General features: G+C 40.4%; 36 protein-coding genes and 1 tRNA gene. 14 read left to right on the forward strand and 23 right to left on the reverse strand.

All coding sequences use genetic code 11. From position 1 onward, the window contains the following. Nucleotides 1-3: 3 nt before the first annotated feature. Both VC178_RS06925 and VC178_RS06930 read left to right on the forward strand, forming a co-directional pair. The gene (locus VC178_RS06925) at nucleotides 4-867 is read left to right on the forward strand and encodes an oxygenase MpaB family protein (protein ID WP_323482018.1); all 864 of its coding nucleotides are present in this window, start codon (nucleotides 4-6) and stop codon (nucleotides 865-867) included. 18 nt (nucleotides 868-885) lie between these two features. Continuing rightward, nucleotides 886-1,263 carry a DUF4149 domain-containing protein gene (locus VC178_RS06930; protein WP_216176213.1) on the forward strand — a complete coding sequence of 126 codons (378 nt, stop codon included), beginning with the start codon at nucleotides 886-888 and terminating at the stop codon, nucleotides 1,261-1,263. A 27-nt stretch (nucleotides 1,264-1,290) separates the two neighbouring features. On the opposite strand, the gene VC178_RS06935 is transcribed toward VC178_RS06930, so the two are convergent. Then, nucleotides 1,291-1,467 carry a hypothetical protein gene (locus tag VC178_RS06935; RefSeq protein ID WP_216127623.1) on the reverse strand — a complete coding sequence of 59 codons (177 nt, stop codon included), beginning with the start codon at nucleotides 1,465-1,467 and terminating at the stop codon, nucleotides 1,291-1,293. A gap of 2 nt (nucleotides 1,468-1,469) precedes the next feature. After that, nucleotides 1,470-1,868 (reverse strand): MAPEG family protein, encoded by a 399-nt coding sequence (locus tag VC178_RS06940; RefSeq protein WP_216127626.1) that lies wholly within the window; start codon nucleotides 1,866-1,868, stop codon nucleotides 1,470-1,472. A gap of 80 nt (nucleotides 1,869-1,948) precedes the next feature. Here VC178_RS06940 and VC178_RS06945 point away from each other — a divergent pair, with 80 nt between their 5' ends. Genes VC178_RS06945 through VC178_RS06955 form a run of 3 tightly spaced genes read left to right on the forward strand, consistent with a single transcriptional unit; the run spans nucleotide 1,949 to nucleotide 3,991 of the window. Further along, on the forward strand, nucleotides 1,949-2,578 hold the full coding sequence (locus VC178_RS06945; protein ID WP_216127627.1) for an alpha-ketoglutarate-dependent dioxygenase AlkB family protein: 630 nt from the start codon (nucleotides 1,949-1,951) through the stop codon (nucleotides 2,576-2,578). After that, nucleotides 2,571-3,590 carry an NAD(P)/FAD-dependent oxidoreductase gene (locus VC178_RS06950; RefSeq protein WP_323482019.1) on the forward strand — a complete coding sequence of 340 codons (1,020 nt, stop codon included), beginning with the start codon at nucleotides 2,571-2,573 and terminating at the stop codon, nucleotides 3,588-3,590. Before VC178_RS06945 ends, VC178_RS06950 begins: the two co-directional genes overlap by 8 nt. 2 nt (nucleotides 3,591-3,592) lie before the next feature. After that, nucleotides 3,593-3,991 (forward strand): dihydroneopterin aldolase, encoded by a 399-nt coding sequence (locus VC178_RS06955; protein WP_323482020.1) that lies wholly within the window; start codon nucleotides 3,593-3,595, stop codon nucleotides 3,989-3,991. Between the two features lie 364 nt (nucleotides 3,992-4,355). On the opposite strand, the gene VC178_RS06960 is transcribed toward VC178_RS06955, so the two are convergent. The 3 genes from VC178_RS06960 to VC178_RS06970 all read right to left on the reverse strand — a co-directional run bounded on the left by VC178_RS06960 (nucleotide 4,356) and on the right by VC178_RS06970 (nucleotide 6,186). Further along, a complete protein-coding gene (locus VC178_RS06960; RefSeq protein ID WP_323482021.1) occupies nucleotides 4,356-4,955 on the reverse strand; it encodes a DsbA family oxidoreductase in 600 nt (199 codons plus the stop codon). Between the two features lie 43 nt (nucleotides 4,956-4,998). Then, nucleotides 4,999-5,553, reverse strand: coding sequence for a demethoxyubiquinone hydroxylase family protein (locus VC178_RS06965; protein WP_216176223.1), 555 nt, complete (start codon nucleotides 5,551-5,553; stop codon nucleotides 4,999-5,001). A 72-nt stretch (nucleotides 5,554-5,625) separates the two neighbouring features. Further along, nucleotides 5,626-6,186, reverse strand: a complete 561-nt coding sequence (locus VC178_RS06970; protein ID WP_323482022.1) for an RrF2 family transcriptional regulator — start codon at nucleotides 6,184-6,186, stop codon at nucleotides 5,626-5,628. Nucleotides 6,187-6,415: 229 nt separating this feature from the next. On the opposite strand from VC178_RS06970, the gene VC178_RS06975 reads away from it, so the two are divergent. Further along, nucleotides 6,416-6,577: a hypothetical protein gene (locus tag VC178_RS06975; RefSeq protein ID WP_216176227.1), complete on the forward strand. Its 162-nt coding sequence runs from the start codon at nucleotides 6,416-6,418 to the stop codon at nucleotides 6,575-6,577. A 203-nt stretch (nucleotides 6,578-6,780) separates the two neighbouring features. Further along, nucleotides 6,781-7,107 carry a hypothetical protein gene (locus VC178_RS06980; protein WP_323482023.1) on the forward strand — a complete coding sequence of 109 codons (327 nt, stop codon included), beginning with the start codon at nucleotides 6,781-6,783 and terminating at the stop codon, nucleotides 7,105-7,107. Nucleotides 7,108-7,125: 18 nt separating this feature from the next. On the opposite strand, the gene VC178_RS06985 is transcribed toward VC178_RS06980, so the two are convergent. Then, the gene (locus VC178_RS06985) at nucleotides 7,126-7,794 is read right to left on the reverse strand and encodes a glycosyltransferase family A protein (RefSeq protein WP_323482024.1); all 669 of its coding nucleotides are present in this window, start codon (nucleotides 7,792-7,794) and stop codon (nucleotides 7,126-7,128) included. Nucleotides 7,795-7,952: 158 nt separating this feature from the next. On the opposite strand from VC178_RS06985, the gene VC178_RS06990 reads away from it, so the two are divergent. After that, nucleotides 7,953-8,318: a c-type cytochrome gene (locus VC178_RS06990; RefSeq protein WP_216127655.1), complete on the forward strand. Its 366-nt coding sequence runs from the start codon at nucleotides 7,953-7,955 to the stop codon at nucleotides 8,316-8,318. 148 nt (nucleotides 8,319-8,466) lie between these two features. Here the strand turns inward: VC178_RS06990 and VC178_RS06995 are convergent, their stop codons facing one another. The 13 genes from VC178_RS06995 to VC178_RS07055 form a co-directional block, all read right to left on the reverse strand. Further along, nucleotides 8,467-8,652 carry a hypothetical protein gene (locus VC178_RS06995; protein WP_323482025.1) on the reverse strand — a complete coding sequence of 62 codons (186 nt, stop codon included), beginning with the start codon at nucleotides 8,650-8,652 and terminating at the stop codon, nucleotides 8,467-8,469. Nucleotides 8,653-8,994: 342 nt separating this feature from the next. Further along, a complete protein-coding gene (locus VC178_RS07000; RefSeq protein WP_323482026.1) occupies nucleotides 8,995-9,936 on the reverse strand; it encodes a nucleotidyl transferase AbiEii/AbiGii toxin family protein in 942 nt (313 codons plus the stop codon). Continuing rightward, nucleotides 9,936-10,580, reverse strand: a complete 645-nt coding sequence (locus VC178_RS07005) for a DUF6088 family protein (protein ID WP_323482027.1) — start codon at nucleotides 10,578-10,580, stop codon at nucleotides 9,936-9,938. The genes VC178_RS07000 and VC178_RS07005 overlap by 1 nt, the downstream gene beginning before the upstream one ends. A 145-nt stretch (nucleotides 10,581-10,725) precedes the next feature. Beyond that, nucleotides 10,726-11,556, reverse strand: a complete 831-nt coding sequence (gene phnX / locus VC178_RS07010) for a phosphonoacetaldehyde hydrolase (protein WP_323482028.1) — start codon at nucleotides 11,554-11,556, stop codon at nucleotides 10,726-10,728. Further along, on the reverse strand, nucleotides 11,544-12,692 hold the full coding sequence (locus VC178_RS07015; RefSeq protein WP_323482029.1) for a TIGR03364 family FAD-dependent oxidoreductase: 1,149 nt from the start codon (nucleotides 12,690-12,692) through the stop codon (nucleotides 11,544-11,546). The genes phnX and VC178_RS07015 overlap by 13 nt, the downstream gene beginning before the upstream one ends. Next, nucleotides 12,682-13,755 (reverse strand): iron-containing alcohol dehydrogenase, encoded by a 1,074-nt coding sequence (locus tag VC178_RS07020; protein WP_323482030.1) that lies wholly within the window; start codon nucleotides 13,753-13,755, stop codon nucleotides 12,682-12,684. Before VC178_RS07020 ends, VC178_RS07015 begins: the two co-directional genes overlap by 11 nt. Before the next feature lie 3 nt (nucleotides 13,756-13,758). Then, nucleotides 13,759-14,571, reverse strand: coding sequence for a phosphonate ABC transporter, permease protein PhnE (phnE, locus tag VC178_RS07025; protein ID WP_323482031.1), 813 nt, complete (start codon nucleotides 14,569-14,571; stop codon nucleotides 13,759-13,761). Then, on the reverse strand, nucleotides 14,568-15,482 hold the full coding sequence (gene phnD, locus VC178_RS07030) for a phosphonate ABC transporter substrate-binding protein (RefSeq protein ID WP_323482032.1): 915 nt from the start codon (nucleotides 15,480-15,482) through the stop codon (nucleotides 14,568-14,570). The genes phnE and phnD overlap by 4 nt, the downstream gene beginning before the upstream one ends. A 57-nt stretch (nucleotides 15,483-15,539) precedes the next feature. Then, nucleotides 15,540-16,388, reverse strand: a complete 849-nt coding sequence (locus VC178_RS07035; protein ID WP_323482033.1) for a phosphonate ABC transporter ATP-binding protein — start codon at nucleotides 16,386-16,388, stop codon at nucleotides 15,540-15,542. Continuing rightward, nucleotides 16,385-16,939, reverse strand: coding sequence for a phosphohydrolase (locus VC178_RS07040; protein ID WP_323482034.1), 555 nt, complete (start codon nucleotides 16,937-16,939; stop codon nucleotides 16,385-16,387). Before VC178_RS07040 ends, VC178_RS07035 begins: the two co-directional genes overlap by 4 nt. 148 nt (nucleotides 16,940-17,087) lie before the next feature. After that, nucleotides 17,088-17,534, reverse strand: a complete 447-nt coding sequence (locus VC178_RS07045) for a CBS domain-containing protein (RefSeq protein WP_216176237.1) — start codon at nucleotides 17,532-17,534, stop codon at nucleotides 17,088-17,090. Nucleotides 17,535-17,702: 168 nt separating this feature from the next. Next, nucleotides 17,703-18,809, reverse strand: a complete 1,107-nt coding sequence (locus VC178_RS07050; protein WP_323482035.1) for a glycerophosphodiester phosphodiesterase family protein — start codon at nucleotides 18,807-18,809, stop codon at nucleotides 17,703-17,705. A gap of 174 nt (nucleotides 18,810-18,983) precedes the next feature. After that, nucleotides 18,984-19,199, reverse strand: coding sequence for a hypothetical protein (locus VC178_RS07055; protein WP_323482036.1), 216 nt, complete (start codon nucleotides 19,197-19,199; stop codon nucleotides 18,984-18,986). Nucleotides 19,200-19,445: 246 nt separating this feature from the next. On the opposite strand from VC178_RS07055, the gene VC178_RS07060 reads away from it, so the two are divergent. Together VC178_RS07060 and VC178_RS07065 are read left to right on the forward strand one after the other, a co-directional pair. Then, complete coding sequence (locus VC178_RS07060) at nucleotides 19,446-19,631, forward strand: hypothetical protein (RefSeq protein ID WP_215294227.1); 186 nt, start codon at nucleotides 19,446-19,448, stop codon at nucleotides 19,629-19,631. A gap of 147 nt (nucleotides 19,632-19,778) precedes the next feature. Continuing rightward, a tRNA-Cys gene (locus VC178_RS07065) sits at nucleotides 19,779-19,853 on the forward strand. 8 nt (nucleotides 19,854-19,861) lie between these two features. Here VC178_RS07065 and VC178_RS07070 read toward each other — a convergent pair. Beyond that, the gene (locus VC178_RS07070) at nucleotides 19,862-20,038 is read right to left on the reverse strand and encodes a hypothetical protein (protein ID WP_215320584.1); all 177 of its coding nucleotides are present in this window, start codon (nucleotides 20,036-20,038) and stop codon (nucleotides 19,862-19,864) included. A gap of 253 nt (nucleotides 20,039-20,291) precedes the next feature. Here VC178_RS07070 and VC178_RS07075 point away from each other — a divergent pair, with 253 nt between their 5' ends. Together VC178_RS07075 and VC178_RS07080 are read left to right on the forward strand one after the other, a co-directional pair. After that, the gene (locus tag VC178_RS07075) at nucleotides 20,292-20,489 is read left to right on the forward strand and encodes a hypothetical protein (RefSeq protein ID WP_216178290.1); all 198 of its coding nucleotides are present in this window, start codon (nucleotides 20,292-20,294) and stop codon (nucleotides 20,487-20,489) included. A gap of 4 nt (nucleotides 20,490-20,493) precedes the next feature. Next, nucleotides 20,494-21,033: a GNAT family N-acetyltransferase gene (locus tag VC178_RS07080; protein WP_323482037.1), complete on the forward strand. Its 540-nt coding sequence runs from the start codon at nucleotides 20,494-20,496 to the stop codon at nucleotides 21,031-21,033. A gap of 151 nt (nucleotides 21,034-21,184) precedes the next feature. Here VC178_RS07080 and VC178_RS07085 read toward each other — a convergent pair whose 3' ends face one another. Beyond that, entirely contained in the window at nucleotides 21,185-21,421 is a 237-nt protein-coding gene (locus VC178_RS07085) for a hypothetical protein (protein ID WP_096674812.1), read from the reverse strand. A gap of 304 nt (nucleotides 21,422-21,725) precedes the next feature. On the opposite strand from VC178_RS07085, the gene VC178_RS07090 reads away from it, so the two are divergent. After that, a complete protein-coding gene (locus tag VC178_RS07090) occupies nucleotides 21,726-21,905 on the forward strand; it encodes a hypothetical protein (RefSeq protein WP_215320586.1) in 180 nt (59 codons plus the stop codon). Between the two features lie 60 nt (nucleotides 21,906-21,965). Then, nucleotides 21,966-22,160, forward strand: coding sequence for a hypothetical protein (locus VC178_RS07095; RefSeq protein WP_216178292.1), 195 nt, complete (start codon nucleotides 21,966-21,968; stop codon nucleotides 22,158-22,160). Between the two features lie 43 nt (nucleotides 22,161-22,203). Here the strand turns inward: VC178_RS07095 and VC178_RS07100 are convergent, their stop codons facing one another. Together VC178_RS07100 and phaZ are read right to left on the reverse strand one after the other, a co-directional pair. Continuing rightward, nucleotides 22,204-22,590 carry a hypothetical protein gene (locus VC178_RS07100; protein ID WP_323482038.1) on the reverse strand — a complete coding sequence of 129 codons (387 nt, stop codon included), beginning with the start codon at nucleotides 22,588-22,590 and terminating at the stop codon, nucleotides 22,204-22,206. Next, nucleotides 22,587-23,864 (reverse strand): polyhydroxyalkanoate depolymerase, encoded by a 1,278-nt coding sequence (gene phaZ / locus VC178_RS07105; protein WP_323482039.1) that lies wholly within the window; start codon nucleotides 23,862-23,864, stop codon nucleotides 22,587-22,589. The genes VC178_RS07100 and phaZ overlap by 4 nt, the downstream gene beginning before the upstream one ends. Nucleotides 23,865-24,205 lie beyond the last annotated feature (341 nt).

Genomic DNA, 24,205 nt, shown 5'->3' on the forward strand with positions numbered 1-24,205 from the left:
GCAATGCTCAATGAACTAATTCGTAAAACGATTCGAGAAATGGTAGGTGGTGGTAGCGGACCGCCTGTGGCATTCCTTACCCCTCAGGGAGATCGTGGTCTCTTTGGCCCAGAGTCTATTGCCTGGAGAGTACATGCAGACTTTATCTCCATGATGATTGGGGGTATTAGCTCCTTAGTACTACAAGCACTACACCCTCAAGCTTTAGCAGGAGTCTGGGATCATTCAAGCTTTAGAAAAGATCTCAAAGGGAGATTAGGTAGAACCGCCTACTTTATCGCCGCAACCACTTATGGCTCCCATCAAATGGCTCATGAGATTATTGAGAAGGTCAATCGAATTCATCAACATATCCATGGTAGCGATGAGTTTGGAAAGCCGTATATTGCAACTGATCCCCGTCTATTGGCCTGGGTTCATCTGACGGAAACCCTCAGTTTTCTGGAGGCCTACCAAAACTATCGATACCCAAAGCTCACTAGACAGGAGCAGGATCAATACTTCAAAGAGATGAAGGCTTTGGGTGAAATGCTTGGCGCTCAAAATCTACCGGATACTCTTAAAGGAACGCAGGAAGCGATTGAGTCTTATCTTCCAGAGCTTCACTATGGCGAACGTGCCCAGAGCATCATTCAACTTTTAGATGACTTCCCCAGCAATATACAGTCGAAGCCCTTTGTAAAACTAATTAATAAGGCTGGCTTTATCAACCTCCCCAGTTGGGCTCATACCAAACTGAAAAAGCCTGTTCCATCCAAGCTGGAAAAGATTTTGGTAAATAAGGGCATAGATTTAATAGCAATCCCAATTAGAGATGCACTCAAAGACGGGGTAGCAGCCCACTCACTCCGTAGGGTTTACGGATAATTTTTTAGAAAAGTCACCATGATTACAAGTTATCTTTTATCTAGCATGGTTGGCATCATGCTCTTTTTCACCGTTATTGTGGCGCCGACTGTTTTTAAAGTGCTACCAGTTGAATGGTCCAGCAAATACGTCAGAAACTTTTTTCCAAAATACTACGCAACTTTGGGATTCATCACACTGGTCTGTGTATTTACAGAGACAGACTCAAGCAACAAGGCATTACTAGCAGTTTGTGTAGTATTTTTTGCATTTACGCTTTTTTACCTGACTGGGAAAATCAATAACGCTAAAGATAATGGTCGCAACCGTCAGTTCCATTTTCTACATGGAGCCAGCGTAGTCATTAATCTTTTTCAGCTAGCTACTTTTATATACTTACTAGTCAAGGCATCCTGAAAACAAAGGCGCTCTAGCGTAGCCCTATTAGTCAGACTCAGGTTTATTAGAATCTAGTTCTACGTTCTTTGGAGCGCTTGGCTTTAAGTTTAAAGTGGGTGCTGCCATTTTTTCACCATCCCAGACTTGCCCACACCAACACTCGCCAGCATCGTTAATGATGCAAACACCTGAACCGCAACAGCGCTTATCTGGAGCTTTCATACTTAAACTTTAATCAGCTGGTGAAATATTCCATAGGCAGCGCCTGTCCATAGACCTGCCACCACAAGAATAGAAATTAAGAAACCTAGTCCGCGCTTAGCGGGATTAAGTTGATAGGCAATCGCATACCAAACTCTAGCAATTAACCAAATTACACCCGAATCACCCGCCCCTTTATCTCCGATGAATATGGCATAGAGCCACAAAGCAGGCAAAAACATGAGAACGTTTTCAATCGTATTTAGCTGGATTCGATAGGCACGCTCAAAAAGCTCATGCCCAGATACTGCAGGCGCTTTCACTTGATATTTACCCCTTGCTCTACCAACATTAAAAGTCAACCCAAACATCAATAGAACGGTCAATAGTGTAATAAACGAGGTATAGAGATACTGATTCATCGGTGAGAGCCCATCAAGAAACAAGAATTAAGGCTATTCTAGGGTTTTTATTGACTTGGCGCTGACGTCCAATTCTTTTCATGAATCAAGACTCTCTATTTCTTGCTGACCTCACTCAGAGCAAGTTAAATCTATTACCTAAGGATGGTTGCATTCACTACCATCCAGGCTTTATAAGCACGGCCAATAGCGCCAAGCTCATGGATCAGTTACAACAGTCACTTCAATGGGATGCGGATCAGCTCATGATGTTTGGAAAGTTGGTAATTACTCGTCGCAAAGTAGCCTGGGTTGGAGACCCCAATTGTGCTTACACCTACTCTGGGGTAAAAAAACAACCTCAAGCCTGGACTCCAATACTGTTGGCAATAAAAAGCCAAATAGAAGAGCTTGCCAAAGCAGACTTTAATTCTTGCTTACTCAATTTCTACCATGATGGGACAGATGCTATGGGCTGGCATAGTGATGATGAAAAAGAACTGAACGCGCAGTCTCCCATTGCTTCGCTAAGCCTAGGTGCCCCTCGTAAATTTGCTTTTAAACACAAACAAGATAAATCGACTACTTCCTTATTTCTAGAAAATGGTAGCGCTCTCATCATGCATGCACCTACTCAACAATTTTGGCAGCACGCACTACTCAAAACCAAAACTATTCATACTCCTCGTATTAATATAACCTTTAGAAAAATTACCGTCCACAATGATTGAGCATCAGTCAATAAAGACCTCTGTTGCAATCATTGGTGCCGGTATAGCTGGTCTTAGTTGTGCAACCCAATTAAATGCACTCGGCTTTCAAGTTCAACTCTATGAAAAGAGTCGTGGGGTCAGCGGTCGCATGAGTACTCGTAATACAGATGAATGGTCAGCAGACCACGGGGCGCAGTATTTCACCGCCAGAGATCCCGTGTTCATTCAGGAGCTTAATAAATGGATGGATGCTGATGTAGCTGCTATCTGGAATCCACGCATAAAGGTATATAGGGCCAATCAATGGCATGAGCACAGCTCTTCTGAAAAACGTTATGTCGGCATTCCTGCTATGAATTCACCAGGAAGATATTTGGCCAAAAGTTTACCCATTCAATTCAATCAAACTATTGATCGCATTGCTTATGAGAATGGTAAGTGGTTACTGCATAGTCAAGAGACTGGAGATATTGAGCAACAATTTGATTGGCTTGTTGTTGCCATGCCTGCGCCACAAGCCCAGATCCTTGCTGAACCAATAGATAAATCAATTGAGGAAATTGCCAATCATGTAGATATGCAAGGTTGCTGGACTGTGATGGCAAGATTTACAGGAAAACCTAATGCTCCATTTGATGCAGCTTTTGTAAATGATGAAATTATTAGCTGGATATCTCGAAATAACTCCAAACCCAACCGAACAGGTCCAGAGACCTGGACGATTCATGCCAATCCACAGTGGAGTCAAGAATCGATTGAGTTAGAAAAAGATGAAGCATCTAAGCTGATTCTTGATTGCGCTAAGAAACTTGGTTTTGATTGTGATGAGGCTAATATTGCGATTCATCGTTGGCGTTATGCAAGCGGATATATCAATCCAATTCTAGGCTTTAAACTCCGAGAGGATTTAAATCTGGGGTTTTGTGGCGATTGGCTCAATGGCGGCAGAGTTGAAGGCGCTTGGCTCAGCGGTTTTAAATTAGCGAACGAAATTAGCATTAAGCAACCTCATTTAATTAATAAGGGATAGAAATGTCTTTAGCATCCATTGAATTGCGAGACCTTAAACTCCAAACTCAAATTGGTACCTATGGGCCAGGTGCGATCATTCCCGAGCAACACCTTTTAGATTTAACGCTTTGGATTGATGCAAAACTGGTTCTGATTTCAAAAGATATGATGCAGAATGTTTTTGATTATGACCCCCTGATTATCGAGATCAATAGGCTTGCAGAAGATTGTCATTACGAAACGCAGGAGAGGCTCATGACCCGCATTACCGAAGCATGTGCAAAATATTCTGAAATTAAAGCAATGGATATTGGCCTTAGAAAATTACCTGTATACGCTGGATCGGGATCACTTGGAGTAAGACTCTCAGTGGATTCATTGACTTTGAATAATCTTAGATCCTCTAGCCCTTCAGAGTAAACATCAAGAGACTGTTGCTTTAGCCTCCTAAAGCAGTCTAAACCCCATTAACATCGTTGAGCTTACAGTGATAACAATAGAACATCATTCGAAAACGTATGAATTTAAGACGCTTGATGAAGCTATGGAATGGGCTAAGAAGCTTGGTGAGTTCGTTACGATTAAATTTAATAATCTAGAAATTGCAGGTAAGTTCGGAGTAGACGGCATCACTAGCGGTAAGTTCTCAAATGGGGAACCTTATACATGGAAAAAACGTAGAAGACATTAAAAAAAACTGATTGATTTTTAGTATCTGTCAGATCAGGCAGCTACTCTGTTAGTCGCAAAAGCGATTAGTCGTGAGCGTTAATTCTACTAAGCGCTATCTAGGCAAGATCTTAAGTAATTCTTCAACAGTTTTATACCCAGTTATGGGCATGAAGCTTCTAGGTGAAAAATCTTTCTCACCAATTAGCATAGCTGGCAAACCTTGGAAGCCATAGGTCTTAAATTCTTGCTCATCAGCCATTACATGTTTGGTCAACTCGCCATTTTCAAGTGCATTTTTTAATCGTTGGGCATCAATTCCGATTTGGGAAGCAATCTGCATCACTACCTCTTCATTGCTGATATCTAGCCCTTGCAAAAAGAATGCATCAAACAGTGCCCTAGCAAGCTTTAGCGATAAACCCTGCGAATTAGCAAAGTAAACACTTTCTTGCGCAAGCCATGTGTAACTTAGAGTCTTTGGGGTTAAAAGCTCAAGATTCTCCTGCACAACAATGGGCTCAGACTTGGAAGCCTCAAGATTATCGATATAGGATTGTGTAGGCAAAATATTTCCCTCAACCGGAGTTAGCTCAAATGCTCTCCACACTATTTCTAACCTCTCTTGGTATCTTGCTTGTAACTTTTCAAGAACGATCGTTTGAAAATAGCTGTATGGACATTCAAAGTCAGCCCATACCTGAATCTGTATCATTAAATTTTTACCTTTAGCTGTTTAATCATATTCATAATATTCCTTAAAACTGCCTAGCCAGCAACACAGCTACTGCTGATCCGCTACTCACTAAAGCGCACCAGATTTTTAAAATGAATGGCATGGGAAAAAAGACCTTTGAGCTTGCTTCATTTTTATGATTGATTTCATCAGCTTGGCAACGTATCAGTAGCCTAAGTAATTCATCATATCCACCATTTTTTTGGAGGTAGTCAATCTGTTGCTGGTAATGCTGCTCTACAAAAGTCTCAACAGAGGCAATCGTTGCGTATACAGAATTTCTACCAAATAGGGCTGGTATCGCACCAGTCAACCATCCTGCCAAGCGCCAAGGCCCGAGCAATCGACTTCGATACTTTGGTTCTAATATCGACTCTATTAATTGCAAATGCTCTGCCTCAGTCACCCCATGATGCTTGGCGAAACTAATGAGCTCCTGATCTTTGCGTAATTTTGCAACTGCAATAATTCCTTTGTAGATATAGACGGCACCTGTTTCGCCCGCATGATCAGAGCGTAACTCACGTTCTATATGAACTGAATATTCGGGTTGACTACGTTCGATCACAGATCTCATCTCAGATGTACCCTTATGTGACTCAAGATTTCATCATAAAACTGTCTCATCTTTTTTAAAAATCTCATTTTTTTAAAGGTAATTACTAAAATCAAATATGGAGTTGGGCCCTAGCTTTTCTGTTTTTTGTAATTCAGCTTTTGTAATCAGAACGCTTTGTGTATCCCATTTACCCTGTTTAGGGATCTCTTTCAATTGATACTTCTGCGAATCCCACGCCGGGATAGACTCTATTTGAAAAGGCCTTGTTCTGGGATCTTTTGCTGACGATGCTACTGTAATTTTAGATAAGCAATCGCGCATGTATGACTCAAAAGACTCAATGATCTCTTTAGCAAAGTCTGTAATGATGACTTTTCTAGATCTAAATTGATTTACCGCTGAAAACACATCTTTGATTGTCATACTTTGCGGATCTTTAGCTAAGTAATATCCACCCCTACGTCCCTTAGCGGCTCGAATTAAATACGCAGACTTAAGCGCTGAGAGCAAAATTTCCATGCGACTTAACGAAAGATGCTGACGCTTAGCTATATCAATTGCTCTTACTGGAACACCAAAGCGTGAATAGACGGTGATATCAATTAAGGTATTGATAGTTTGTTCGAGCGACCTATTGATGTACTTCAGCATAACAATTCCTCTTGTTTAGTAACACGACAAAAATGACTTAAAAAGAAGTCGCCTGTAGGCGACTTAAGGACCTTATTGAAGGGTCGAGAGACAAATTGATTTTGTACCTATTAGGGTTTTTACGTATAAGACTACTTATAAAGGGGTTTTTGCTGTCCTGCAGCATAGAGAAATTAAGCGCATACTGAATTCGTATAAACCCTAATACATTTTGTTAAAGGAGTCTTAAATGACACGATTATTAAGCCTCTTAAACCAGATTTTTGCTTATCACAGCATTAATCATGATTTAGAGCAGTTCATCATTAGCCAGAGTCCCAGCAGCCATCAACAGTTAGAGCGACTGCTCTTCGGCTGCCAGCACCAATACGCTGTCATCAGGAGGATTTAAATCATGAAAAAAATGACGAAGTGTTTAAACAACGTGGCAACAGCTTTAATCGAGGCACGCAAAGCCTACTTTAATCGCCATTTAAACCACCTTTTAGGCTCATGATCTTAAGTTAGCCCAGAGAAAGATGAATTTAACCGTCTTTCGCTACAGTTATGGAAAAAATATCTACCACTTAGGTTGAATAAAAAAGGAGAAATACTGTGCCCTCATACCGCGCCAGTTTATTGTTTAGTTTTTTATTGGTCATGAACAACGCTTCATCTACTCAGCCAATTTCTAAAGATTATCAAAAGATGTGTGTTCGCGAACAAGTGTCGGAACATCAAGGCATTAAAGGAAAAGTTCTTACCGAAGAGGACTTTGCAGCCTACTGCACTTGCCAAGCTGACTTCATTAATAAAAATGCGACCAATCGACAAGTTAATGAGTTGGTGATGGATCCCAAAGTTAAACCAGAATGGCTAAAGGTTATAGAGTTAAAAGCAATGAAGACCTGCATCACAATTGACCCAAAGATGGGTACGTAGGAAATTATATCTTCCTACCTATTCCTCAAGAACGCAATGAAAGTCAGCTTGCTCTGGCTGTAAAGATTGATGAGGATATTTCAAAAAATTTTCTCGATGCCTTCTGTAGAACAAAAGTCCTTCTTTGAGACTGCTTACTGTAGCACCTTGTTCAAGCATCTCATCCCATAAATTCCAATCCTCTTGGGGATGCATTCCATCTTCATATCTTTTTTTATAACCAATTTTTTGCCCAAAAGCAGTGCGGTACAACATGGATCCGTGATGCTGATATTGGCGATTCCAATAAAGGTCTCCTTGATAGGGCACAGTTTCACCAGGCACCCTATTTAAGATCTCTTCTTTTAATTCACCTGTAACGACAATATCGTAAGTGAGAATATCGGTGCTTGCATTGGATAACAAATCAATTGCATCTGATCGCAACCAATTATCAGCGCCTATGAAAAGTACATATTCTGTGTTGATCTGAGATAGGATGTCTTGAAAGTTATCTACAACACCTAAATTATCTTTCCTTAATATATATTCAATGTCTGGGTATATGCTTGGCAAATGATCGCAATCCAAGCCACCATCATCTACAAATAAAATCCTTGCAGGTGGAGTAGTTTGAGAAAGTAGCGACTCGATACAATGCGCTGCAAGGTGTCCGTACCTGTAGGAGGCAATAACGACAGTAATCATATTGAGTCGGATTAGAGCACATAACCGTGTCGCTGATGACAATTGAGTCTTTGCCAGGCCAAAAGACAATAATCTAGAAATCAACTATCCTAAGATCTTTACTAATTTAGATAAATTTCTTATTAATTTCACATTAACCAACTTTATGAGTCTTAAAAATGAAATATTTTCTATTTCTCAGCTTATCTTTTTTTAGCCTACTGAGCCTAGCCAGCGGTGAAGATACCTATAAAGCTGTTTGCTCGAGCTGTCATGCCTCTGGTCTAAATAAGGCTCCTATGGTGGGCAATAAAAAGCAATGGGGTAAGTTAATTAAAGAGGGTCAAGCACACATTACTTCTGATGGTTATCACGGCGTCAGAGCGATGCCGGCAAAAGGCGGAAAACCAGACCTATCCGTTCCAGAATTCGCTTCTGCGGTTGTCTATATGGCAAATCAAGTGGGTGCCAATTGGAGCGAGCCTGATGAAGCAATGCTGAAAGAGATCAATAAGCGGATTGCTAAAAAGTCCTCAAAATCATGAGTTTTGTTTTACGCTTTTACAAGCCCTAACACCTAGTAAATAATCTATCGGCTCATTATGCAGCCAATGGTCTCAGAAAGTTTTAACTAAAAGTGCGCAAAAAAAATACCAACCTTAGAGTTGGTATAGCGATGAATAATTAAGTGAATTATTTATTCATTAGCTTGCAAATGCTATCCGAAATAGCAACCATGAAATATAGCACCATGCCGCTCACAAAAACTAAATACTCACCGCTACTGAAATATTGCAGCAAGCCAATTAATACTATGCCAAAGGCAAGAACGCTAAGTGTGGTTTTAGCAAACATCGTAATTCTCCAAAAAAATTTCATGATTGCTTGATATCTTAAGGCAAAAAGAAACTTCATGCTGAGAAGTCTTGAATAATTAAATCGAAGATTCAATTCAGTATCGGCACCATTTCTGTTGAGGGTTTTGCTTTTCTGGCGGGACCACCAGGACTTGAGCCTGGGACCAAAAGAATATGAGAGCAGACGTCCAAAGAAAAGTACTAGGATTTCTAGAGGTTAAGTCGCCTATTTATCAGTATGTGAGCTTTTTGCATGGCTAATTTAACGTGGCCGCCATCTAATACTACATCACTCTTTGGTTTTCAAAATCAAAGGATTTTTGGAGCAACCGTCTAACACTTCGTTGCTCCAAAATGGATATACCTACAAAACCTTTAAATGCTGACTAATCCGATTTAATAGATCAGGAAAATTTGGCTGGCCTTTGTAATATAGGCTAGTTACTTTTTGATATTCTGATTCAAACAACTTTCGGTCTTCCGAATCACTCAGAAGAAAAGCTGGGTTTTGAGAAATGATTAAGTTATCGGACTTGGGAAAACGCTCTACCTTCCTAGTCTGATACCTATCAGTCTTAATAAATTCCAACACTGATGGATAATCTAATAAGCAATATACGTCGTAGTAATGCCTTAGGAAGTTCTTAGGAAATCCTTTGCCATCTTTGTATTGGCGATATTTCGTAGAGATGGTTTGCAGTTTTTCTACAAAAGTATATTCAGGCAAGTAACACGAGACATTTTTGGCCCTATTGTCATCAATGTTTTTGACATACTTAATCGCATGATCGTATGCCCACGATGAAATATCTACCGGCTCATTGGGTGCCGTATCGTCAAAGCCTAACTCTAATAAAACACCATCCTTTAAACCACCTAACGATGGCATTATTGATTGGTAATTTAAGCGGACCCCACCACTGCGCATTTTTTCTGAGTCATCAAATGCATGATCTCGCACAACATCTTGTATACCAAGAATCTTCAGTTCACTGGCAACCCAATCGTAATAATCAGATCGAGATTTTATGTGCGCTTCTTTATCTTGATTTTTGCCCGTCTTAACATCCATGCCTGCTGGCGGCTCAATACGGATATCAATATCTTCGGAAAAGCGATGGATTAATCCAAACCCCTTGGATAATGAAGTTCCGCCCTTCAATTCAAATGTAAATCCTTGTTGCTGCAATCCCCAAAGGCAATGCATGATCCAATAATCCTTTTCAACCAATGTGGGATCAATACCCATATTGTCTGATACAGTAGCAATCAGATCTTTGAAATCCTTATGTTCATGCAAAAGCACTAAGTACTCGCTCTCTGCGTATCACGCAACCAAGATGAAACCCGCTTCTTCGTTCTCCCTGCCCCATAAGCACTAACTGTTTTTTGCAATTTAGCAGTTTCAAACTTATTTAACTGCTTCTCTGCCTTAGCCAATACATCATCTTTATTCTCGGCAAGCGAATCTAGGTTATTCAATAGATCCACCAATAAGAATTCTTTATCCAGCTTTTTTGGAAAGCGCGGTTTTACCCGAAATTCAAAACTTCTATTACCTAATTTAAAGACGCCATGGCGTTTATGGTTATACACCACAGTCTTGTTATAGAGCTGAGTTGTTCCCAAGCCCAGTGAGTTATAGCTATTAGGCGAGAGCAGCAAAAAGTCTTGGTCTTTTAGAAAAGCCTCTACTAAATCTTCGTCTTTTGGAGGCACTCTGCCAAAAGCGGAGGACTTAGGTGCGTAATACAGCCCTTGCGCCAGCTTTTCTAAATCACCCGCATCAACCAATTGTTTTAAATGACGGTCAACTGCATTGGAGTCACCTAAAAGATCCTCTCTTCTATAGACATGACCCCCCTTAAGGTGCGAGCGAAGTCTCCCCAATGCGCTATTGCGCACTTCAGGCGATGTACTTAAGGATGGTTTTACTGGCTCTTTTTGCATGATTTTTTATTGAAATTTCATGCATATTAGCATAGGTAAGCGATCTTAACAAGCGTTACTTTAAGTAACGCTTAAGGAACTCGAATCTTGCCCAATCAATAATACAAAGCCACTCTTGAGTTACTTTTTTTCTTCTTCTAATTATCTAGAGGGAGATTGGCTTTTCACCCAAATCTAAGCGTCTATTAATTTTATCAACCAAAGGCAATAAATCTGCAACGGAATCAATCACATAATCAGGCTGCATTTCTTTCATTTTTCCTCTTGCCGAATCCTTGAGATACTCAGATTCTTCTCTTGGTAGCGCATTCAACTCCTCAAGAGATAAACCAAGTACATTACCGCTAACCGCTACTCCCACCGTCCAACAACCAAAGGCTTTGCCCTCCTCAATTCCTGGCAGTGTGTCATCCACCTTAATAAATGAAAGTGGGTTGTCCAAGCCTAGTTGCAGGGCACATTTATGCATCATTTGAGCTGATGGTCTGCCTAATGGAGTATCTCCTGAGTAGGAAAGAACATCAGCCTCGTATCCTTGCTCCTTAGCGATTGGTACCAATATATCCAAGAGTTCTTTTGTATATCCAGTTGTTGAGCCAATTTTAATATGGCGTTCACGGAGTGTTTTAGTTAGCTCAGATATTCCAGGGATCAATTGACCACATTCTCGAATACTCACCTTATTCATTGGCACAAAAACTTCCAAAAGTCGGTCAACATCAGCACTGATATGAGGTCTTCCATGTATCCGTATCCATTGCGATTTAATTTCTGGAAGGTTTAAGAGTGCATTGATATGGTCCCACTTATTAATTCCCATCGGTATACGAGCTTGTGAGATTGTCATCTCCACGCCCTCCGACTGAAATAATTTTACAAAGGCCCCCATGGGGGCTCTGCTCCCAAAGTCTACTGTTGTACCAGCCCAATCAAAAATAATTGCCTCAACCGAAGTTTTAATCATCAACCCAACCATTCGTCAAAATTATCTTTTGCAAGTCCAAAAGCTGTACTTGCCCCAGTTCCACTGCTCACTATTGCAACTCTCATTGTTGAAGATACTTTTTCAATCAATGCATCATATGCATTTGTGGATGGATATACCCCCGTCCAACGTTCTACTACTGCATGCTCTGTGATGTTTAAAACCCGATACATTAATTCGATTATCAATTTCTCAATTCTTTCGCTTGCAAATACATCTTCAGAAGATCCATAGTGATGAGAATCGCCTACCACTAAGCTACCATCTGCACTTTGCACAACAATGAGATGAATTCCTTCTTTGATATATTCAGGCATTTCTTTTGCGATGCGATCCTGAAGCACTTTTGCTTCAGGCAACTCTGACCATCCCAGGTATCTTGCCAAGCTGTTATCTGTCATGACGCTACCCGGCAAGACGAAGCCATCCTGAACTTTGACTCTGAGCATTTGAAGGGTGCATAGCTTTAAATCGTGCTTCTCAATATATGGTTTCGCTATACCAGTCAATTGAGCGCCAGGACACATCACAATTTTTTCTGCATTCAAGCGATTATTCGAAGTATGAACAGATGTTCCCTCGATTGATAAGACCTCAGTCTTCCAATAAAAATCGACGCCCATTTCATTTTGTAAATAACTTGCTAACTGAGGAATCGCCTCTTTAGATTCAACTCTAAATTCATGGGGGCTATATAAAAGACCTAATGAATTTTCCAAATGAAGACTACCAGTATTAGTAAATCCTAAAGATTCTAAATTTAAATAACTTGCCTGTGGATAGTATTTGCAGTCAGCACCCATGGGGGTTCTAAGAAATGCTTGAGCAACCTCAACTGCCTCAGGGCGTTGACATAAAATCCAAGTCCCCTGATGTAATATTTTGATGCCAGCCAAAGCTGCCAACTCTCGCCATACTTGCGCTGAGTACACTGCCCTTCGCCATGTATCCCGACTACTTTGTCCAGAGACCGTGACAAAACCAAAATTGCGGATAGAGGCGCCAGTGCAGCTTGCATTTTGCTCAACAATCGCCACTGATAACCCTCTTTTTTTAGCCTCATAGGCATGAGCTAAGCCCACAATGCCAGAGCCCACTACAAGTAGGTCATAATTTTTATTCGTCATTAAAGCTAAATCCCGCAAAGTTTTTTCCTCGAGCAGAAAACCTAACCATGTTGACTCGTTCTTCTACAGTTTTATCACGCTCTAGCGGTGGGTGTACTAAAAATCCCAAATCAAGTAGCCATTCATACATCTGTGTCGGTGTTGCAAAGCTCTTACCAATGGCTTGATCTATGAAGGCTAAAACGTCAGAACCGCAATTACTTTGGATTAATAATTGCCATACATAAGGGAGCCAATAAGCACAAGATTGCCCATGACTTTTTTGACTTGTCAGTGTTTCAGAATATGACAATGCATGTGCTAGCGCCGTTTGCGTTTTAGCCATAGCTAAACCAGCTGATAAGGCGGCTTCTGAGAGCTGCTCACGAAACTCTAGATTATCCAGCTCATCCCGAAGAAGGGGTAAATAATGACAGATTTTCTTTGCTGCAAAAATAGCAAGATTGGTGGTTTCTTCAGTCCTATTTCTATTCCAAATCGCCTCTAATGCGTGCGAAAGAGCATCAATTGCAGCATCACGCGAAATAATCCAGGGAGCCCCAACACAAAGCTGTGGATCAGCAATTGCCACATTAGCTAAAACTTGGGGGCCAAAAAAGGAATGCTTACGCTGCTCTACAAAATCCCAGATAGTTGCAGTGGGAGTAACTTCACTGCCCGTACCTGAAGTTGTTGAAGCCAGCAATAAAGGCATTTTTGTAAAGGTCGGATCTTCTATAGATACATCTAGATGCCTACTTAACCAATCATGACCATCAGGCTTGAACCGCAGTACTTTAGCCGTGTCCATCAAACTACCGCCACCAATTCCAAGTAGCACAGAATTTTCGTAATTTACTTGGCTCCAAAAATCATAATGAAGTTCTTGAACACTCTGAATATCTGGCATGCCTTTTTGATAGATGATTTCAGAAACGATTCTACCTTTCAAGGAAGATCGGATCTTTTTCATATCTACATTGGAAATTTCTGGAATGCGCAAAATATGAAACTCACGATCAGGATAAAGATCGCCTAACTCCAGAATAGATCCGGCACCAAAATAAATACTGGGCTTAGACATTAGTTAAATAACAAGCTTCCTTAAATAGGAAGAAATCAAATCAATAATTGTTACCGTACCAATCAGGATAATCAAAACTGCGCAAGTTTGGGAGTACTGAAACCCGCGTATCACTTCGTACAAAATGACTCCAATACCCCCTGCGCCAACCATACCAACGACGGACGCAGAGCGCACGTTAGACTCAAAACGATATAGGGAATAGGAAACCCATAAAGGCATTACTTGAGGCAATATCCCATACACAATTTCAGCCATAGGGTGGGCACCAGTTGCCCTAATCCCTTCAATAGGTCTAGGATCCACAGCTTCAACAGCTTCTGAAAATAATTTAGCCAATGTTCCAGTGGTGTGCACAAATAATGCAAGCACACCCGCAAAGGGGCCTAAGCCCACTGCCACAATAAACAACATAGCAAATACCATTTCATTGATAGCACGTAGAGCATCCATGAGACGACGAACAGGTTGATATACCCATGGGCCCACTACATTTGATGCACTTAGTAAGCCCAGAGGGATCGCAGCCAAGATTGCGAGCAAAGTTCCCCAAATTGCAATCTGTACCGTAACTAGCATTTCCGCTACATAGAGCTTCCAATCCTTGAAATTTGGCGGGAAAAAATCTGCGGCATATTTACTCATATTTCCAGAATCTTTAACGAGATCCAAGGGGCGCATTTCTGCACCCTGCCAGGCCCAAGCTAATACTAAAAAGAACAGGGCCCACCCTATGTAATAGGATAGGCCATGCCTCTCTTCGAAAGCTCGGGCTTTAGCTCGATCTAATGAAAGCTCTGAAACTAATTCGCTCATTTGATCTTAGCCAAAGCCTCATTGATTTCAGTAACTTTTTTGGCTTTTTCAGCATCGCTAATCGTGGTGTCTGACTCAACCTTACGTAAGTCTTTAAACAACTCCAACTGACGAATCGGATTCAACTGTGCATTTGTAGAGGGTCTAAATCCGCCATAGTTATAGATATTCTTAAGCACAGCCTTTTCATCTGGATTTGTCTTAGCATAGTTATAGACAAACTTTTTCAATTTCTCTTTTGTGTCTTTATCTAAATCTGTGCGCCATACAAATGGGTCGCTAGGAATTAATGGACTCTTCCAAATGATCTTGACCTCTTGCACTGCCTCAGGTTTAGTTGCTGCTAAGCGATCAATTTCTTCGGAATTGTTAGTTGCAACATCAAGCTGTTTGGCAAGAATTGCCTGAAGATTAGCCCCATGGCTGGCATTTCGAACAGTCTTGAAGGTATCTCTTGCTTCAATGTTTCGCTTAGAAAAGATGTAATAGGTCGGAACTAAGAATCCAGAAGTTGAATTCGGATCTCCAATGCCAAAATTAATACTCTTACCATTTTTAATTACATCGTCCACATTGTTGTATGGAGAATCTTTTTGAGTAATTAAATAGGATGTATACCCTACTGCACCATCAGCAAAAACTACTTGCGCAAATACTTCACCACTAGCGCGATCAACAGCCTCCATTGCAGCTTTATTTCCAAACCAAGCTACCTGGACTTTATTAAAGCGCATCGCCTCAATTACTCCTGCGTAATCTGGCGCATAAAATGATTTAATTGTTAGTCCAGTCTGCTTTTCCATATCTCTGAAAAATGGTTCCCAACGATCCCTTTGTGCAGACGCAGAATCTGTTGAGATCACCCCAAAACTGATTTCTTTAGCTTGCACCAAGCTTACGAATAAAGCCATTAATCCTACTAAAAGTATTTTGCTTAACTTCATTTCAATCTCCCAATAAAAAAATACCTATTGAACTACTGTAAGTTTTGGCCCCAGAATGACAACATCTTTGCTGAAAGAAAAATCATCATCCATTTCTAGATCCTCCAAATCAGATCCATATAAATTTGCTAGCATGGCCGCAGTCAACTCTTTAGTTGGACCGTCGAAAACCACAGCGCCTTTATTTAAGGCAATAGCTCTTTCACAATATTTCTTAGCCACAGGAATCTGATGCAAGCTTGTTATCAAAGTCAGCCCTAATTTTTGAGATAAATTGACTATTGTTTCCATTACCTTTCTGGAAGACTCGGGGTCAAGTGACGCTACTGGCTCGTCTGCTAATAAAATACTTGCGCCCTTTATCAATGCCCTAGCGATAGCTACTCTTTGCTGCTGGCCACCAGACAAAGTTGACGACCTCTGATAAGCAAAATCAGCTAAACCAACCTTATCAAGTGCATCCAATGCTTTTGCTTTTTCTTCTAGTGAAAAGTGTCTACATACAATCTCGAAAATATTTTTTTGCGGACAAATACCAATGAGGACATTAGTAATCACATCTAATTGATTAACTAAATTGAACTGCTGAAAGATAACGCCAATTTCATTTCTAATATGCCGAACATTTTTAGACAAATGACCATTGCATTGCAGTTCACGGCCATTAATGATTAATTCGCCACTACCTTTATCTAGAACCTCCAAGCCACAAATAGCCCGAATAAGGGTAGATTTTCCAGAGCCAGATGCCCCTAACAAAGCAACTCTTTCACCAGCAGCAACATCAATAGCGACATTACACAATGCTTGAGTCTTCTTCCCATTGGAGAAGAAGGTCTTGTTTGCTACTTTTAGCGTCATTACGCTACTCATCGACACTCCTCAGCCAGTTGTAATAATTCATTTATCACATCTGCTTTAGCAGGCATCTTCATATCAGATTTTTTCCCGGACTCATCCCACATGCGTAATGAAATTGCATTATTTGAAAAAGGGAGGGCCATAAATTCAATGCACTCTTCTTGTGTCATTGCACCACCCTGAAGGACTAGACTTCTAACTGAATCGGGAGACAGGGATTTGCGATACTCAGGATAAGTAGTTACTAGGTATCGCTTAGCTAAAACATGCATCAGCACTGGGCGACTGACTTCTTCAGAAAAAAGTCTAGCTAGATAATTTCCACCAATTTGCTCATGCTGATCATCGAATCCATAGCTAGTAGGGGTACCTTCTTTTTTAGATAAAAGATGTCCAATGTCATGCAACCAAGCTGCTAATTGCAATTGAGGGCCTGCACCTTCGTCTTTTGCAAGTTGACCGCACTGCCAAGCATGAGCCAATTGAGAAACACCCTCACCATCGTAGTGAAGATCACCCTTGATTTGATATAGCTCTGCAACTGCGAGGATAGAGGATTCCATCTTATTAATATGGCAATGAATTATGACGAATCCGTGTCACTTAAAAATGTCTGGTAAATGCGATCTAGAGGCCTATTTATATGACTCTAAAGAATAAGCCTACTATTTCTGATGAGGGCTTTTCAGTTCAGTCAGCATAAAATGTAATTTATTTAGGACTGTTATCCCACTCTTTGATATAACGCGATAAGAAGTTAATAGTACCCACTTTGTGCTTTAGAGTCTCTTTCACTATATCGCCAATGGAAACCACGCCGATCAATTCATTATCTTCAATTACTGGTAGATGGCGGATGCTGTTGGCAGTCATTAATTCCATGCACTGCTCTAATGTGTCCTCTAAAGTGACCTTTAAAAGATTGGTACTCATAAAATCTTTTACCAAGACTTTTTGTGGATCATGGCCACCTAAACAAACTTTGATAGCACCATCTTGCTGAGTGAGAATTCCCACCAACTTTGTTTGCTCGATGACGAAGATAGCTCGAACATGATGATCTCGCATCTTTTCCAAAGCCCTAGCTACATGTTCAGTAGGCGCAACTGTGTACAAAACATTGGTTTTAGTTGCAAGACAATCTTTCACTGAAGGCATTTACTACCCCTTCTACCCCACAGGGAATCTAATTAATAACAAGATTCTTCAGCTTGACCAAGGAATATGTAAATAGCGTGACAAATCAGGAATTGAACGAAATTAGGGCATTTAAAATTGAATATTCAGGATGTCAGAGTTTTGCAAATTGATGCTATTGCCCCATCCTTAATCAATTCCCATACAGTTAGCATAGTAAGTAACTGTTGCAGGCCAATCTGAAAATACCCCCTTGACACCAACTTGCCTGGCAAGCACATCTAAAACCTCATAGATTTGCCCATCGCCATAAATTGCCGCTTTAATAGACTGGTGATACCAAGCTCCACCTTTATTCATTGGTCCATCACGCTCTAATGACCAAGTAATGATATTTAAACCCGCATCTTTTGCCGCTTTAGCGTAAGCCGATGGAATAATTTCTCCATTGCTGCTAGTTGTCAACAAAACCCATATAGGGGGAGCGATGTAACGCACTCCTTTAGCATAGAGCTCTTGCATGCTTGGTTTCAACATTTCAGGCTGAGCCGCATTGAACCCTTTCTGCTCATATCTGCCGTCCAAATAAATTGCCTGCTTTCCAAACTCTGGTTCATTCTGAACCCAGTAAAACACATCATTCAAATTAAATGACTGTGGAAAAACATCTTTAGGAGAAACACCAGCCTGCTTATATTCATTAATCAGCGCTTGTGCATATTGCTCTTGGGTAAAACCTATATAGGGCATTGGCACAACCGCCTCTTTTAATTCAGGAGTAAATTTACCGCCAAATTGTTTAAATAAAGCAATAGACTCCTGATGCGTTAATAAAGTGCCGCCTGCCTCGGAGTACAATTCGGTCCTCCAAGATGGTGTACCTGCCATGTAGGATTGAATATTCTGGGCGTTTTTATTAAATCCGTCCATCTTGCCACGCAGAGTTTTAAATTCTTCTAGAGTGATATCAGTCGTTCGACACTCAGCTAGCGCAGGCTCGGTGCCATTTGCCGGAGTAAAAGGCTTCGTACACTTCTCTCGTAAGTTGGTTAATAAAATATTAGTTGTTCCTTGCAAATCATTTTGTGCGTGACGGCAAACCAACTGCTTATCTTTAGTAAAAGTGACATCACATTCAAAAATACAAGCCCCCATCAATGCGGCTGCTTTATTAGACTGCACTGTATGCTCGGGAAACTCTAAAGGAGCGCCACGGTGAGCAATTGAAAATGAAGATCGATGGGGAGTAATCCCAGTACAGCTTTTTAACTGACTTTTTAAGGGCCCATCTTTCATAGCATCGATTAGATAATAGGGCCTGACCCCGAACTGAATTTCTTGCGCAAATCCTAGCGGGCTACTTAAAAGCAATAACGCTACAAACCAAGGGCTTAGTTTTATAGGAAATCGTTTTTCTATATTTGTCATAAATCATCAACCTATTGCTTCAAAGTGGCTCTATTTATGATCTTACTCATTGATAACCACTGCTATATGGGATTTAATGACTTGTTCAAGCTGCTCGCTTGTTAGGTAGCAGATAGTTGCCTTCGATTTAGTAACCTCAAACTGCTCATCTTCTATAGCCTTAATTAGGTACATTCCCGCCTTCAAGGGCGTCAGACCAATCACATCATCATCAAGAACTGTTTTGGCTAAAAAACTGTCAAACACTTTTAATTGCATATTGCGATTTTACAAAAAGAATATGACAACTCTTTTAGACAAAATAATTATGAAGACTTCAGAATTTCTACATGGTGAATTATTGCTCACCTCCGCACCCAATAAAGACCTCTAGCACTACAAAAAATATCTCGTTTTTTGTCATAAAAGTGCCATTGAAAATTCATGTGATAGCTGTTAAATGATTTCCCAAGGAGATTTTCTTGGGAATGTAGCACTTTAAATCATTCACAAAGGAGATTAGCCATGCAAGAGCAGGAAGGCAATACTGAACCATCTGAACTTACTCGCATTAGCAGAAAACTAGAACCCGAAGATCGTTTAAAAGATCGCATGATCATTAGACATCTCAGACAAAGTCAAAATAATTTCTTATTTAATTTTGATGAGCCTGTAAATATTAAAAAACAAGTTGGGGTGAGCCATGAATAAAGATATTCTGTTTCATACTCCAGGACTAGGCACCTATTTGACCTTATCTGGTATTGCCATAACTGCTACTGTGCTAATAATGTGCTTGACAACCTAACAACGCAGTTCATGTTGAAAAGCCATCCGAGAGATGGCTTTTTTGCTTATGGCGGAATGGCAGAGTGGCAATGCTTGAGATTGCAAATCTCAATACCCTAGTTCGATTCTAGGTTTCCGCCTCCACGTACTCTTTAATGCTCTTTATGTTTCTTGCCTAATTTCTCAGGCTTGCCGTTTCCATATAGACACCAGTATTGGATTTCTTCTGAAAGAGCTTCTAGCTCTTTTAATTTAAGAGTCTTTAAGTCAGACAAACTAACCGCTCCAGTTTTCTGCAATTTCTCGATAGTCTCTTTTAGTGCACTCATTTGATGCCTCTTTTTGTTTTAACGGAACAATTCATCTTAATGTGAAGCGTTTCATTATCTCCGATTGGTGCAGCTTTGATCCTTTTTGGGGCATTTTTAGCTTTTATGATGACTTGACTACAAATGATGAAAATAGGTACACATTTAAAACCTTTTAATTACCAAAAAGTACTTTGCTGTCATGCAACATACTTGCAAAGGTGTTAATCTAACTAAGTATTAACCCTAATACATTTTAGATAAGGAGCTTTAAATGACACAATTATTGAGCCTCTTTAATCAAGTTTTTGGTAACCAATCCATCAGCAGCGATTTAGAGAAATATATCCCTTCCAAGGGTTTGCAAGCGTTAAAAGTAGTTCAGCAAGCATTTTTGAATCTTTATGATGCTTGGATTGAGGCTAGATTAGAGCAAGCCAAGTATTACAGCAAGCATAGTCACATTGAGTAACAACATGCTGACGACTGAATTTCTTAGCGGGAATCAGTTTGAAGAATACGGATCTTGGTTAAAAGCCCAAGATCCAGAGACTATTAACGAATATTTTGGCTGCGCCTTAGGCCCAGAAGCAATTGATAACTTGGTGGAGAAATTTTCTCAAAATGATCAACAGAATCATTTTTTGATAGCCAAAATAAAACATCAATGGGTTGGCACGATCCATATAGCAACCCATACTAAAGCTGTTGAATTTGGCGTGATCGTTGCAATGCTTCATCGTAGGCAAGGAATCGCAAATACGATGATGGATCAAGCCATCACATGGGCTCGCAATCGTTTTTATACCGACCTATATATGCATTGTATTGAACGCAATAGTGCCATAAAACGCCTTTGCCAAAAGCATGATCTCAAAGTTAGAAATATGATGGGCGATTCACAAGCCGATCTTATCTTGCTTCCACCTACCCCATTCACTTACCTTAAAGAGCAAATGACGGCTCAGCATAACTTGTTAGCCAAGCTCTTTCCCTACCAATATAGCTACCAATAATTAGTCGGGTAAATCGACAAACGGGTGTCAATACCGCCCAACTCCAAGCCTCGCCATCTGAAGCCACGAAACCCGCTCCCTATATCGCACCTGAATCTAGGTAGGTTTAGGTTAATGTTTTAAATACTGTTTAACACAATTCTGACGTCGTTTATTCCTCTAGCTCTAACTCAAGATGCAAAGAAGTTTCGGCATCCGCTAACTCTGCATACTCCATCGCCGCCATCTGATCCTCAAATGACAACTGTGCAAAACGCTCTGATGCTTCAAAGTTCTTCTCTCTGTAGTTATCTAAGGCTAACAATTGATTCCATGCCGCCTTTTGATAATACTCAGCTGACATTCTTCTTAAGTCGATAACTTTGTCGCCTAGGTTTTTATCTAGCATTTTCTATCTCCTTCAATTTGTAATTGAACTTGACTGAGATGCTCTACCTTTCATATGACATCTTTATGAACTTTCTAACTGTCTTTGTCACATTTGAATCCTATAAATCAAGCCCAAATATGACAATTTCACCTCTTAAAATTTATCCGTAAATATTTTTTCTAGCGATAGATTTGTCATATTCACAAATCCAAAATGAGATCTACTTATGGGAGATGAAGAGCAATTCTGCTCCTTTCCGGTCTCCTCAGCTTGCTCTAACAGCCCATAGGTAACCATATCTGATTAATTTAGGGAGAGCTTAATGACTACCTTTACTACCGAAGATCGCAAACTTGTTGAAAAAGAGCCTATTCCCTTTTATGGCTACTGCGATTTAACTGACCCATCTACTAAGGATGCAAATGCACTTTTGCATCCGGTGCTAAAAAAAATTAAAGTGGAATATAGAGTTGATGACAGCAGCGAGGATTTGGAAGATTAGGCTTTAATGTTCTTTGTGTTTCTTGCCTAATTTCTCAGGCTTAATTTAGGACTACATCAAATGAAATTAACTGTCTTTCGCTACAAAGTCTGGGACCATCAAGATGATGATCATGTTCATGTTGCACCCTACTATGCCATTCGAGAATATATCGAGCATTTAGAGGGCGCAACAGTGATTCAAGATGATTGGCTAGAAGTTGATGAGTCTGATCTTGATACTCACGGACGGATCGCTGTTAGAGACGAAGTTTAGGTTATCTTGCACTCTCTAAAAACTACAACCACTCTGACAACTTTTATATCTGGCTGGCATCTTTATAAATCTGCTGATGCCCTTTATCAATCATTTGCAAAAAGCTCTCCACGAACTGATGATGTTGCTCAGCCATTGCGTTATAAATGGTTAGGTTCGTTTGTCCAAACGCTTGACAGGCAATAGTCATGGCGGCCATCAATTCATTGGGCTTACTATGATCAACCGCTTCAACTACTCTGTCAGTAACCCGCTCGTTGGCTTCTTGCATTAACTCAATTAATTCTTCGTGTAATTTTTTTTGATTTTCAAAAGAATTGCTCGTTACAGCCCAAATAGGCATCATCAAACTATAAAAACCCTCCATAGTTTTCATGTGGTTCATTTGCCCTGATGTCTGTCCTGATCCACCAAAATGGTTTAAGGTCATGATTGGTCTCCTGTTGTAGTTACTTGGGAAGGTGAAACTGTTACTTCATGGTGCTGGTCAGCATCTTGAATAAATTGGGTAATCATTGGTGCAATAGAGCGCCGGAAGACTCCGCCATTAAAAGTACCGTAATGCCCTACTCCTTGAATCAACTCGTAGCGTTTATGTCTTTCAGGTAAATTTGGCGTGATATCAAACGCCGCCTTCGTTTGACCAACCCCACAAATATCGTCCTCTTCACCTTCTATGACCATCAAATAGCTTTTACGAATATGTTTGGTATCCACCTGGTGCCAACGGCTCATCATCTTTCCTTGAGGCAAAGAGTGGTCTTGAAAGACTTCTTTAATGGTTTGAAGATAAAACTCCTCAGTTAAATCCATCACCGAGAGATATTCATCATAAAAAGCCTTACGACGGTGAGCCTCTTCTTCATTACCTCGAACCAATGCCTCATGCATCGCATCAATAGACATGGCATGACGATCAGAATTCATGGCCATAAAACTGTTTAGCTGTAAAAAACCTGGATAAACCCTTCTGCCCATGCCTAAAAATGGTGGTGGCACAGGTTGAATCAAATTTTTCTCAAACCACTCTAGATCGTGAGATTTTGCAAACTCATTAACCTTGGTTGGATTTACTCGAGTATCAATCGGTCCAGCGATCAGCGTTAATGAGCATGGCTGACAGCGATCACCCCAATCTGACATGATGGCAGTAGTTGCAAGGGCGGCTACGGTAGGCTGACACACAGCTAAAACATGGGTCTTAGGGCCTAAGAAATGCAAGAAATCAATTAAGTAGTCTATAAAATCATTGAGATTAAAGCGATCTTGATTGGTGGGAATGTTCTTGCAATCTAACCAATCAGTAATGTAAACATCATGCTCCGGTAGCATTGCCTCAACGGTACCTCGCAAAAGGGTCGCGAAATGCCCTGAATAGGGAGCAACAATGAGTAGTTTTGGTTGATGTAATTTTGTGGCTACTTTTTTGAAATGCACTAATTGGCAATAAGTTCGCTTGAGTACAATTTCATCTATAACCTCAACCTGCTCTTCATTCACAACTGTTTCATGGATATCCCACTCTGGCTTTAGATGGGCGCCAGATAGTTGCTCAATAACATCTAACCAAGCTAGATTGGATTTATGGAGTTCAGTATTAATAAATGGATTAGCCGCACTATTTAAAGTGGCCCGAACAATCCTGAGAGATTGACGCATTGGTCGAATACTGGAAGCAATTGTGTTTTGCAAAAGGTATAGCATTCCCATCCCTTAACTAAGAGTTTGACCTCTTATAGTTATCCTGAGATATGACAACTTCATTACAAGTTGTTTAATGTCGTTTTAAACGACATGCCAAGCATTAATCCTTGATGAGCCTTGATTAAATTGATGTATTAGCTAACAGGCTTAGATACTTTCTAACCGTTACTTAAAGTAACACTCAAAAAAAATACCAACCCGAAGGTTGGTATTTTGTCCTACCCGAGACATAGTTTACGTTTTATACCGGACACATACTTTACAGTTTTTGGCATAGGAGGGACCACTCTATGCCGTGGAATGAAAGTACGAAGATGGATGAAAAGCTCAAATTTGTGTCG

Origin of the sequence: Polynucleobacter sp. AP-Sanab-80-C2 (assembly GCF_035012965.1) — a bacterium.
In the GTDB taxonomy this organism is placed as follows: domain Bacteria; phylum Pseudomonadota; class Gammaproteobacteria; order Burkholderiales; family Burkholderiaceae; genus Polynucleobacter.

Excerpts from the sequence above, each read along its gene's own strand:
- VC178_RS07070 (WP_215320584.1), bottom strand. The coding sequence starts at position 20,038 with ATGAGTGCACTAAAAGAGACTATCGAGAAATTGCAGAAAACTGGAGCG.
- VC178_RS07005 (WP_323482027.1), bottom strand. The coding sequence starts at position 10,580 with ATGCAAAAAGAGCCAGTAAAACCATCCTTAAGTACATCGCCTGAAGTG.
- VC178_RS06960 (WP_323482021.1), bottom strand. The coding sequence starts at position 4,955 with ATGATACAGATTCAGGTATGGGCTGACTTTGAATGTCCATACAGCTAT.
- VC178_RS06965 (WP_216176223.1), bottom strand. The coding sequence starts at position 5,553 with ATGAGATCTGTGATCGAACGTAGTCAACCCGAATATTCAGTTCATATA.
- VC178_RS07020 (WP_323482030.1), bottom strand. The coding sequence starts at position 13,755 with ATGTCTAAGCCCAGTATTTATTTTGGTGCCGGATCTATTCTGGAGTTA.
- phnX (WP_323482028.1), bottom strand. The coding sequence starts at position 11,556 with ATGGTTGGGTTGATGATTAAAACTTCGGTTGAGGCAATTATTTTTGAT.
- VC178_RS07095 (WP_216178292.1), top strand. The coding sequence starts at position 21,966 with ATGAAATTAACTGTCTTTCGCTACAAAGTCTGGGACCATCAAGATGAT.
- VC178_RS07040 (WP_323482034.1), bottom strand. The coding sequence starts at position 16,939 with ATGGAATCCTCTATCCTCGCAGTTGCAGAGCTATATCAAATCAAGGGT.
- VC178_RS06950 (WP_323482019.1), top strand. The coding sequence starts at position 2,571 with ATGATTGAGCATCAGTCAATAAAGACCTCTGTTGCAATCATTGGTGCC.
- VC178_RS07090 (WP_215320586.1), top strand. The coding sequence starts at position 21,726 with ATGACTACCTTTACTACCGAAGATCGCAAACTTGTTGAAAAAGAGCCT.
- VC178_RS06975 (WP_216176227.1), top strand. The coding sequence starts at position 6,416 with ATGACACGATTATTAAGCCTCTTAAACCAGATTTTTGCTTATCACAGC.
- VC178_RS06935 (WP_216127623.1), bottom strand. The coding sequence starts at position 1,467 with ATGAAAGCTCCAGATAAGCGCTGTTGCGGTTCAGGTGTTTGCATCATT.
- phaZ (WP_323482039.1), bottom strand. The coding sequence starts at position 23,864 with ATGCTATACCTTTTGCAAAACACAATTGCTTCCAGTATTCGACCAATG.
- VC178_RS07035 (WP_323482033.1), bottom strand. The coding sequence starts at position 16,388 with ATGAGTAGCGTAATGACGCTAAAAGTAGCAAACAAGACCTTCTTCTCC.
- VC178_RS06930 (WP_216176213.1), top strand. The coding sequence starts at position 886 with ATGATTACAAGTTATCTTTTATCTAGCATGGTTGGCATCATGCTCTTT.
- VC178_RS07075 (WP_216178290.1), top strand. The coding sequence starts at position 20,292 with ATGACACAATTATTGAGCCTCTTTAATCAAGTTTTTGGTAACCAATCC.
- VC178_RS07080 (WP_323482037.1), top strand. The coding sequence starts at position 20,494 with ATGCTGACGACTGAATTTCTTAGCGGGAATCAGTTTGAAGAATACGGA.
- VC178_RS07085 (WP_096674812.1), bottom strand. The coding sequence starts at position 21,421 with ATGCTAGATAAAAACCTAGGCGACAAAGTTATCGACTTAAGAAGAATG.
- VC178_RS06945 (WP_216127627.1), top strand. The coding sequence starts at position 1,949 with ATGAATCAAGACTCTCTATTTCTTGCTGACCTCACTCAGAGCAAGTTA.
- VC178_RS06985 (WP_323482024.1), bottom strand. The coding sequence starts at position 7,794 with ATGATTACTGTCGTTATTGCCTCCTACAGGTACGGACACCTTGCAGCG.
- VC178_RS07055 (WP_323482036.1), bottom strand. The coding sequence starts at position 19,199 with ATGCAATTAAAAGTGTTTGACAGTTTTTTAGCCAAAACAGTTCTTGAT.
- VC178_RS07015 (WP_323482029.1), bottom strand. The coding sequence starts at position 12,692 with ATGACGAATAAAAATTATGACCTACTTGTAGTGGGCTCTGGCATTGTG.
- VC178_RS07060 (WP_215294227.1), top strand. The coding sequence starts at position 19,446 with ATGCAAGAGCAGGAAGGCAATACTGAACCATCTGAACTTACTCGCATT.
- phnE (WP_323482031.1), bottom strand. The coding sequence starts at position 14,571 with ATGAGCGAATTAGTTTCAGAGCTTTCATTAGATCGAGCTAAAGCCCGA.
- VC178_RS06970 (WP_323482022.1), bottom strand. The coding sequence starts at position 6,186 with ATGCTGAAGTACATCAATAGGTCGCTCGAACAAACTATCAATACCTTA.
- VC178_RS06990 (WP_216127655.1), top strand. The coding sequence starts at position 7,953 with ATGAAATATTTTCTATTTCTCAGCTTATCTTTTTTTAGCCTACTGAGC.
- VC178_RS07100 (WP_323482038.1), bottom strand. The coding sequence starts at position 22,590 with ATGACCTTAAACCATTTTGGTGGATCAGGACAGACATCAGGGCAAATG.
- VC178_RS06955 (WP_323482020.1), top strand. The coding sequence starts at position 3,593 with ATGTCTTTAGCATCCATTGAATTGCGAGACCTTAAACTCCAAACTCAA.
- phnD (WP_323482032.1), bottom strand. The coding sequence starts at position 15,482 with ATGGCTTTATTCGTAAGCTTGGTGCAAGCTAAAGAAATCAGTTTTGGG.
- VC178_RS07045 (WP_216176237.1), bottom strand. The coding sequence starts at position 17,534 with ATGCCTTCAGTGAAAGATTGTCTTGCAACTAAAACCAATGTTTTGTAC.
- VC178_RS06995 (WP_323482025.1), bottom strand. The coding sequence starts at position 8,652 with ATGAAATTTTTTTGGAGAATTACGATGTTTGCTAAAACCACACTTAGC.
- VC178_RS06925 (WP_323482018.1), top strand. The coding sequence starts at position 4 with ATGCTCAATGAACTAATTCGTAAAACGATTCGAGAAATGGTAGGTGGT.
- VC178_RS07050 (WP_323482035.1), bottom strand. The coding sequence starts at position 18,809 with ATGAAAGATGGGCCCTTAAAAAGTCAGTTAAAAAGCTGTACTGGGATT.
- VC178_RS06940 (WP_216127626.1), bottom strand. The coding sequence starts at position 1,868 with ATGAATCAGTATCTCTATACCTCGTTTATTACACTATTGACCGTTCTA.